Annotated in this window: 8 protein-coding genes; 6 read left to right on the plus strand and 2 right to left on the minus strand. The window is 17.2% G+C overall.

The genetic code is table 11. The annotated features are described in order from the left end of the window. Positions 1-6 precede the first annotated feature (6 nt). On the minus strand, positions 7-474 hold the full coding sequence (smpB, locus tag GJT91_RS01960) for an SsrA-binding protein SmpB (protein WP_343034403.1): 468 nt from the start codon (positions 472-474) through the stop codon (positions 7-9). A 370-nt stretch (positions 475-844) separates the two neighbouring features. On the opposite strand from smpB, the gene grpE reads away from it, so the two are divergent. The 3 genes from grpE to rpmG all read left to right on the plus strand — a co-directional run bounded on the left by grpE (position 845) and on the right by rpmG (position 2,053). Beyond that, a complete protein-coding gene (grpE, locus tag GJT91_RS01965) occupies positions 845-1,507 on the plus strand; it encodes a nucleotide exchange factor GrpE (RefSeq protein ID WP_168868563.1) in 663 nt (220 codons plus the stop codon). A gap of 133 nt (positions 1,508-1,640) precedes the next feature. Beyond that, positions 1,641-1,862, plus strand: coding sequence for a 50S ribosomal protein L28 (gene rpmB, locus GJT91_RS01970; protein ID WP_168868564.1), 222 nt, complete (start codon positions 1,641-1,643; stop codon positions 1,860-1,862). Positions 1,863-1,885: 23 nt separating this feature from the next. After that, the gene (gene rpmG, locus GJT91_RS01975; protein WP_168868565.1) at positions 1,886-2,053 is read left to right on the plus strand and encodes a 50S ribosomal protein L33; all 168 of its coding nucleotides are present in this window, start codon (positions 1,886-1,888) and stop codon (positions 2,051-2,053) included. Between the two features lie 96 nt (positions 2,054-2,149). Here rpmG and rpmE read toward each other — a convergent pair whose 3' ends face one another. Continuing rightward, positions 2,150-2,371: a 50S ribosomal protein L31 gene (rpmE, locus tag GJT91_RS01980; protein WP_168868566.1), complete on the minus strand. Its 222-nt coding sequence runs from the start codon at positions 2,369-2,371 to the stop codon at positions 2,150-2,152. Positions 2,372-2,477: 106 nt separating this feature from the next. Here rpmE and priA point away from each other — a divergent pair, with 106 nt between their 5' ends. The 3 genes from priA to nrdA all read left to right on the plus strand — a co-directional run. Next, positions 2,478-4,532 carry a replication restart helicase PriA gene (gene priA, locus GJT91_RS01985; protein WP_168868567.1) on the plus strand — a complete coding sequence of 685 codons (2,055 nt, stop codon included), beginning with the start codon at positions 2,478-2,480 and terminating at the stop codon, positions 4,530-4,532. A gap of 53 nt (positions 4,533-4,585) precedes the next feature. Continuing rightward, positions 4,586-6,466 (plus strand): tRNA uridine-5-carboxymethylaminomethyl(34) synthesis enzyme MnmG, encoded by a 1,881-nt coding sequence (gene mnmG / locus GJT91_RS01990; protein WP_168868568.1) that lies wholly within the window; start codon positions 4,586-4,588, stop codon positions 6,464-6,466. Between the two features lie 318 nt (positions 6,467-6,784). Then, positions 6,785-8,901: class 1a ribonucleoside-diphosphate reductase subunit alpha (gene nrdA, locus GJT91_RS01995; RefSeq protein ID WP_168868569.1), on the plus strand; the 2,117-nt coding region annotated here is incomplete at its 3' end.

Genomic DNA, 8,901 nt, shown 5'->3' on the forward strand with positions numbered 1-8,901 from the left:
AAAATTTTAAATATTTTTTTTTAAGAAACGAGATTTTTTAATATTCCATTCTTTATTTTTTAGTAAAATTCTTTTATCGTATTTTTTTTTACCTTTAGCAATAGCAATTTTTATTTTGCACCAAGATTTTTTCCAAAATAAACCAACTGTAATTATGGTAAAATTTTTAAGTTTGTTATAACTTTTCAGTAATTCTATTTCTTTTTTTTTTAATAATAATTGTTTTTTACGATTACAATCGTATAGTAAATGACTACAAATTGTTTTTAATGGATTAATATTTAAATTAAATAAATAAACTTTATTAGATATAATACTTACAAAACTATTATTTATAGATACTCGATTTAATCTTAATGATTTAATTTCCCATCCTTTTAAAATAATTCCTGCATTAATTTCTTTTTGAATAAAATAATTATAATATATTTTTTTATTTAAAATAATATATTTTTTTTTTCCATTATAAATAATTTAATAATTTTATTAGATATTTTTAACTATATCAGATATATTTAATAATTTCAATAAATTATTAAAATTTTATCTATTTTAAAATATATTAACAAAAAATTTAATAAATTTTATTAAAATAATTTATTAATTAAATAATTTTTAATATTTTTATTATATTATATAATTATTAAAAATAAAAATTATCTTTAAATATATTTAAATTATAAAAATAATTTTAATAATATTTTTATATTTTATTTTTGATCATAATTTTTATATTAATAAAATAAAAATTTTAAATATTTATAAATAAAAAAAGAAATTATTTATATTAAATATATAATTTAAATAAATTTATATAAAAAGTTTTAATAAGGATACTAATTATATGAATAATGATAAATCATTAAAAAAAATAGAAGAAAAAAAAAAAAAAGAAGAAAATATTAATGATGAATTAAATGATTTTAAATTAAATAATAATATCAAAAATAAAAATTGTATTAAATCTGAAAATGAACATACAATTGAATATTATAAAGAAAAAAATGATAAATATAAATTAGAAATTTTGGAAATAAAAAATAAATTAAAAAAATATAAAGATGATATTTGGGAATTAAAATTACGTTCTCAATCAGAAATAGAAAATACTAGACGTAGATCTGCACTAGATGTTGAAAAAGCTTATAAATTTTCATTAAAAAAAATTCTTCATGAATTATTACCAGTAATTGATAATTTAGAAAGAGCTATAAATTTAAAAACGAATATCAAAGATAATGTTGAATTATCTATAATTGAAGGAATTAAATTAACTTTAAAATCTTTATTAGTATTAATAAAAAAATTTGGTGTTAATATTATTAATGAAATTAATATTCCTTTTGATCCATCTAAACATCAAGCAATGTCTCTTGTAGAATCTAATAAAACAAAAAATAATTATATAATAGAAATTTTACAAAAAGGATATATTCTTAATAATAGATTATTAAGGCCCGCTATGGTTGTTGTATCAAAAAATAAAAAAGATAATAAAAATATTTAATATACATAATAATATGTTTATAAATAATTATTTTATAAACATATTATTTTTAATAAAATATTTTAAGAATACAAATTTTTAAAAATTATTATTTTTTAAAATTTTTCATAAACTATATTATAGAGAATTTTTTATGACTAAAATATGTAAAATTACAGGGAAAAAAACTATAAAAGGTAATAATCGTTCACACGCAATGAATGCTACTAGAAGAACATTTTCACCAAATATACATTATCATAAATTTTGGATAGAAAAAAAAAAAAAATTTATAACTTTAAGAATATCTACAAAAGGAATGAGATTAATAAATAAAAAAGGAATAGAAAATATTAATTTACATAATTATAAGTAATTAAACAAGGATATATTTTTCTTATGGCAAAAAAAAAACGTATTATAATTAAATTAATTTCATCAGCAAAAACTGGTCATTTTTATACTATTACAAAAAATAAAAAAAATAATACACAAAAATTAGAAATTAAAAAATTTGATCCTTTTATAAGAAAACATGTTTTATACAAAGAAAATAAAAATAAATAAAATTACTATTTAAATTTTATATTAATCAATAATGTTTTTTATATTTATCATTATTGATTAATAAAAATATATGTTAATAATATTATTATATTAATTTTATTCAAATATTTTAGAATTTTTAAATCTTTTTTTAAAATTTTCTACACGACCTTTAGTATCTGTGATTTTTTGTTTTCCAGTATAAAAAGGATGACATATATTACAAACATCTAAACTTAATTCTTTATTATTATTTAAAGTTGATTTAGTATTAATAATATTTCCACAAGAACATTTTATAGTAATATGATTATATTGAGGATGAATATTTTTTTTCATAATAGACCAATAAATTAAATTTTTAAAGATTATTTATTTATATATTTTATAAATATATTTTTTTATTACAAGATTTTTTTTAAAAAAAATATAAGAATTTAAAATTATGAAAATAGTTAAAGTGGTATTTAATAATTCTATTTTAGATCATAAATATGATTATATATTACCTAATAATATAATAGTAAATATTGGTTATAGAGTTATAGTACCAATAAAAAATAAAAAATACATAGGTATAGTAATAGAAATAAAAAAAACTTCTAAAGTTATACCAAATAAATTAAAATATTTATATAAGGTTTTAGATGAAAAATCACTTTTTAGTTTTTTTATGTGGAATTTTGCAAAAAAAATATCTAAATATTATCAATGTCCTATAGGAGTTATTTTATTTAAAATATTACCTATTTTTTATAGAAAAAATAATAGATTTATCATAAATTCAAAAAATCTATATTTAATAAATGATAAAAATATATATAATTTTAAAATTAGATTAAAATTATTAAAAAATAAAAAAATAGTTTTTGATAATAAAAATAATATTAGATTAAAAATATATTTATTATGGATAAATAATATATTTAAGATTATATATTATAAAATAAATTTTTTTAAAACCTGGGTTTTACAAGATAATATAATTTTATTTAAAAAAATTGATATTTATTTAAACTTAGTAAAAGTTATATTGCTTCATAAAAAACAAATATTAATTTTAGCTCCTCAAAAGTATAATATTTTGTATTTGTATCAGTTTTTTATAAAATTAAATGTTTCTATTTGTTTATTACATTCAAATATTTCTATAAAAAAACAATTACTAATATTAGAAAATATAAAAAAAGGAAAAATATTAATAGTTATAGGTACAAAATTTTCCATTTTTACACAATTTTTTAAATTAGGTTTAATTATTATAGATCAAGAAAATGATTTTGTTTATAAACAAAATAATAAATGTAAATATAATATAAGAGATATTGCTATTTTAAGAGCAAAAATGGAAAATATTCCTATAATATTAAGTTCTAAAACTTTAAGTTTAGAAACTATAAATAATATTAATATTAATAAATATAAATTTTTATTTTATAAAAATAAAAAAATATCATATAAAAAATATTTTAAATATATAATAATAGATATTAATAAAAAAATATTAAAATATAAATTATTTTCTCATTCTTTAATAAAAATGATGAAAATTTATCTTAAAAAAAAAGAACAAATAATTATATATTATAAATATATAGGATATTCAACTATTATATTATGTTATTTTTGTAAAAAAATATTAAAATGTATAGATTGTAATAAAAATTATATTTTTTATAAAAAATTATGGAAATTATATTGTAAATATTGTAAAAAAAATATTGATATGATTTTATTTTGTCCGTTTTGTAAAAAAAATTTTTTCATACCAATAGGTATTGGGAGTGAACAATTAAAAGAATTATTAAATAAATTATTTCCAAATATATTAATTTTTACTATAAATAGTAAAAATTTTTTAAAAACACTTTCTTTAATACGTAATAATAAACCTTTGATAATAATTTCTTCACAAATTTTATATAAAGAATATTTTTTTATTTTAAAAAATAATTTAATAATTTTTTTAAATATAGATAATGTTTTTTTTTCAAAAAATTTTCGTACAATGGAATATTTTTCTCAATATATTTTTAATATATTGAATAATCATTTAGATATAAAAAAAAAAACTGTTATTATACAAACAAATTATCCACAAAATAATTTTTTAAAAAAAATTTTTAAACAAAATTATACATATAATGAAATTTCTAATTATATATTAAATGAAAGAAAAAAAATGTCATTACCTCCTTTTACTAATCATATTACTTTGATAATTGAGTCTTATAAAAAAACAATTCTAATAAATTTTTTAAATAAATTAAAAAAAATATTAAAATTAAAATATATAAATGAAAAAAATTTTTTTATCATAGGTCCTACATCATTAATACACAATAAACGAAAAGGATTATTTAGAAAAAAAATTATCTTACAACATTTATTAAAAATAAAATTACAATTTATTAAAATTAATATTCATTCTATTGCAAAAAAAATTGTAAATTTTAATAAAATTAAATTATTAATAAATGTTGATTCTATAGAATGGTAAATTATTAAAAATTAAAATTAAATATTTTTTACTAAAATTTGGTATATATTTTTATGTCTAATTCCAATAAATTTGATGTTATAGTTGTAGGTGGTGGACATGCTGGAACAGAAGCCGCTATAGCTAGTGCTAAAATGAAAAAAAAAACTCTTTTAATCACAAATAATATTGATACAATAGGACAAATGTCTTGTAATCCAGCAATAGGTGGTATTGGTAAAAGTCATTTAGTAAAAGAAATAGATGCATTAAGTGGTATAATGGCAATTGCAACTGATTATTCTGGTATTAATTTCAAAATACTTAATAGTAGTAAAGGACCAGCTGTAAGATCTACAAGAGCACAAACAGATAGAGAATTATATAAAACTACAATAAAGTATATTTTAAGTAAACAGAAAAATTTATTTATTTTTCAACAAGAAGTAAAAAAAATTATTATTAAAAATTATAAAATAACAGGTATTGTTACTAAAAATAATGATATTATAAATGCAAAAGTTATAATTTTAACTACTGGTACGTTTTTAAATGGAAAAATTTATATTGGGTTAAATAACCAATATAATGGTGGAAGAATGAATGATTATTCTTCAATAGAATTAGCTAGTTTTTTAAATGATTTACCTTTAACAAAAGGACGATTAAAAACAGGAACTCCTCCTAGAATTGATAAAAGAAGTATTAATTTTTCTCAATTAGAAATTCAATATAGCGATATTCCTTTACCATATTTTTCTTTTATTGGAAATAATAAACAACATCCTAAACAATTACCTTGTTATATTACTTATACTAATAAAAATACACATCAAATAATAATAGATAATATTATTAAAAGTCCTATGTATAGTGGTTTAATTAAAAGCAAAGGTCCTAGATATTGTCCTTCTCTTGAAGATAAAGTTATTAGATTTCCTAATCGAGAACAACATCAAATTTTTTTAGAACCAGAAGGTATATTTAATTCAGAAATTTATCCTAATGGACTTTCAACAAGTTTTCCTTTTAATATACAACTTTTAATTATAAAATCTATTAAGGGTTTAGAAAATGCATATATTACCCGATTAGGATATGCGGTGGAATATGATTTTTATGATCCTAGAGGATTAAAACCGACTATGGAAAGTAAATTTATAAAAAGATTATTTTTTGCAGGACAAATTAATGGAACTACTGGATATGAAGAAGCAGCAGCACAAGGTTTAATCGCAGGATTAAATGCTTCTCTTTTAATTGATAATAAAAAACAATGGTTTCCTTTAAGAAATCAAGCATATATGGGAGTATTAATTGATGATTTATGTACTTTAGGGACAAAAGAACCATATCGTATGTTTACTTCACGTGCAGAATATAGATTAATTTTAAGAGAAAATAACGCAGATATAAGACTTACTGAAATAGGACATAAACTAGGATTAGTAGATAATTCTCGTTGGAAAAAATTTAATGAAAAATTAGAAAATATTGAAAAATTATATCAAAAAATAAAAAATTTTAATATTAATTATGATAATAAGATAAAAATTAAAAAATTAAATTCTCTATTAAAAAATCCTTTAAAAAAAAAATTAAATGGTATTTCTTTATTAAAACGTTCTGAAATAAATCACAAAGATTTAATAAAATTAAAAATATTTAATTTTAATATAAAAAATATAGAAATCATTGAATATATTGAAACTGAATTAAAATATGAAGGTTATATAAAAAGACAATTAGAATTAATAAAAAAACAACAAAGAAATGAAAATATTATAATTCCAATAAACATAAAATTTAATAATATAAAAAGTTTATCTAATGAAGCAATAGATAAATTTTATTCTTATAAACCTTATACTCTTGGTCAAGCATCTAGAATACCTGGTATAACACCAGCAGATATTTCAATACTTTTAATTTATTTATTAAAAAATAAAAAATAAAATTATTATATTAATAAATTTTTTATTTTTATATAAATTAATATAATTTATATATTATTATTTTATAATAAAAGTATTACTATTTTATAAAAAAATATAATTTTTAATATTAATATTAATATTAAAAAATAATATTTTTTATAATCTAATTAAATTTATTAATTTAAAAATATTTTAATATAAAAATAAAATTTATAATCCTTAATCATTAATATATTTAATATTTTTTTAAAAAAAAATATTTTTAATTTCTATTTAATAGATATTATTTTGTATATATTATTAAAAAAATTTTAAATTAGTATAGGTGTCCTATCTATGAAACAAAATTTATTTGTTATAAAAAGAAATAAAAATAAAGAATTAATAAATTTAGATAAAATAAATTTAATATTATTTCGTGCCGCACAAAATTTAAAAAATATTTCTTTATCAAAAATAAAAAAAAAGTTATATTTACAATTATATAATAAAATTAGTACAATAAATATTCATAATATTATTATTAAAATTACAGCAGATCTTATTTCTGAAAAATATCCTGATTATCAATATATGGCAGCTAGATTAGTTATTTTTAATTTACGTAAACAAGCATATAAAAATTTTATACCACCTAAATTATATAATCATGTAAAAAATATGGTGAATTTACGAAAATATGATAAATTTCTTTTAAAAAAATATTCTAAAGAAGATTTTAATTTAATGGATAATTTTATTGATCATAATCGTGATATGAATTTTTCATATGCCGGTGTTAAACAATTAGAAGGTAAATATCTGGTTAAAAATAGAATAACAGGAAAAATTTATGAAAGTGCACAGTTTTTATATATTTTAATTTCAGCTTGTTTATTTGCTAAATATCCATCTAATAAAAGAATGTATTATATAAAAACTTTTTATGATGCTATTTCTACTTTTCAAATTTCTTTACCAACCCCAATTATGTCAGGTGTTCGAACTACAACAAAGCAATTTAGTTCATGTATTTTAATTGAATGTGGAGATAATATTGATTCAATTAATGCTACTACTAGTAGTATTATAAAATATGTTTCTCAAAAGGCAGGTATAGGAATTAATGCAGGAAGAATTCGTGCTGTTGGAAGTCCTATTAGAAATGGAGAAGCATTTCATACTGGATGTATTCCATTTTATAAACATTTTCAAACAGCAATTAAATCATGTTCTCAAGGAGGTGTAAGAGGAGGAGCTGGTACATTATTTTATCCTTTATGGCATTTTGAAATTACAAATTTATTGGTATTAAAAAATAATAGAGGAATAGAATCTAATAGAGTTAGACATATTGATTATGGTGTACAAATTAATAAATTATTTTATAAACGTTTAATTAATAATGAAAAAATCACTTTATTTAGTCCATCAGATGTTCCTAATTTATATGAATTATTTTTTTCAAATCAAAAAAAATTTCAAAAATTTTATGAAAAATATGAAAAAGATATTAATATTAGAAAAAGAAAGATTAATGCTGTTGATTTATTTTCATTAATTATGCAAGAACGCACTTCAACAGGAAGAATCTATATACAAAATGTTGATCATTGTAATACTCATTCTGCATTTAATCCTAAAAAAGCACCCATAAAACAATCAAATTTATGTTTAGAAATCACTTTACCTACTAAAACTTTAAATAAAATAGATGATCCTAACGGTGAAATTGGATTATGTACTTTAGCTGCTTTTAATTTAGGTAAGATTAAAAATTTAAACGAAATAAAAAATTTATCAAATTTAATAGTAAGAGCATTAAATTGTTTATTAGATTATCAGGAATATTTAATTCCTGCAGCTAAAAAATCCGCCTTAAAACGTAGATCTTTGGGTATTGGTGTAATTAATCTTGCTTATTATTTAGCAAAAAATGACGTTCGTTATTCTGATAATAGTGCTAATAATTTAATTCATAAAACTTTTGAATTTATACAATATTATTTATTAAAATCATCTAATGATTTAGCTAAAGAAGAAGGATGTTGTCCATTATTTAATGAAACTAATTATTCAAAAGGTATATTACCTATTGATACATATAAAAAATATATTGATAATATTCATACAGAATCATTACATTGTGATTGGAATTATTTAAGAAAAAAAATAAAAAAATATGGATTACGTAACTCTACTTTATCTGCTTTAATGCCATCTGAAACTTCTTCTCAAATATCTAATGCAACAAATGGAATTGAACCTCCTAGAGGATTTATTAGTATAAAATTATCTAAAAATGGTATTTTAAAGCAAGTTGTACCTGAATTTTTAAAATTAAAAGAAAAATATGAATTATTATGGAATATACCTGATAATTCTGGATATTTGAATTTAATTGGTATAATGCAAAAATTTATTGATCAATCTATTTCTACAAATATAAATTATGATCCTACTCGTTTTTATAA

Origin of the sequence: Enterobacteriaceae endosymbiont of Donacia semicuprea (assembly GCF_012570535.1) — a bacterium.
Taxonomy (GTDB): Bacteria; Pseudomonadota; Gammaproteobacteria; order Enterobacterales; family Enterobacteriaceae.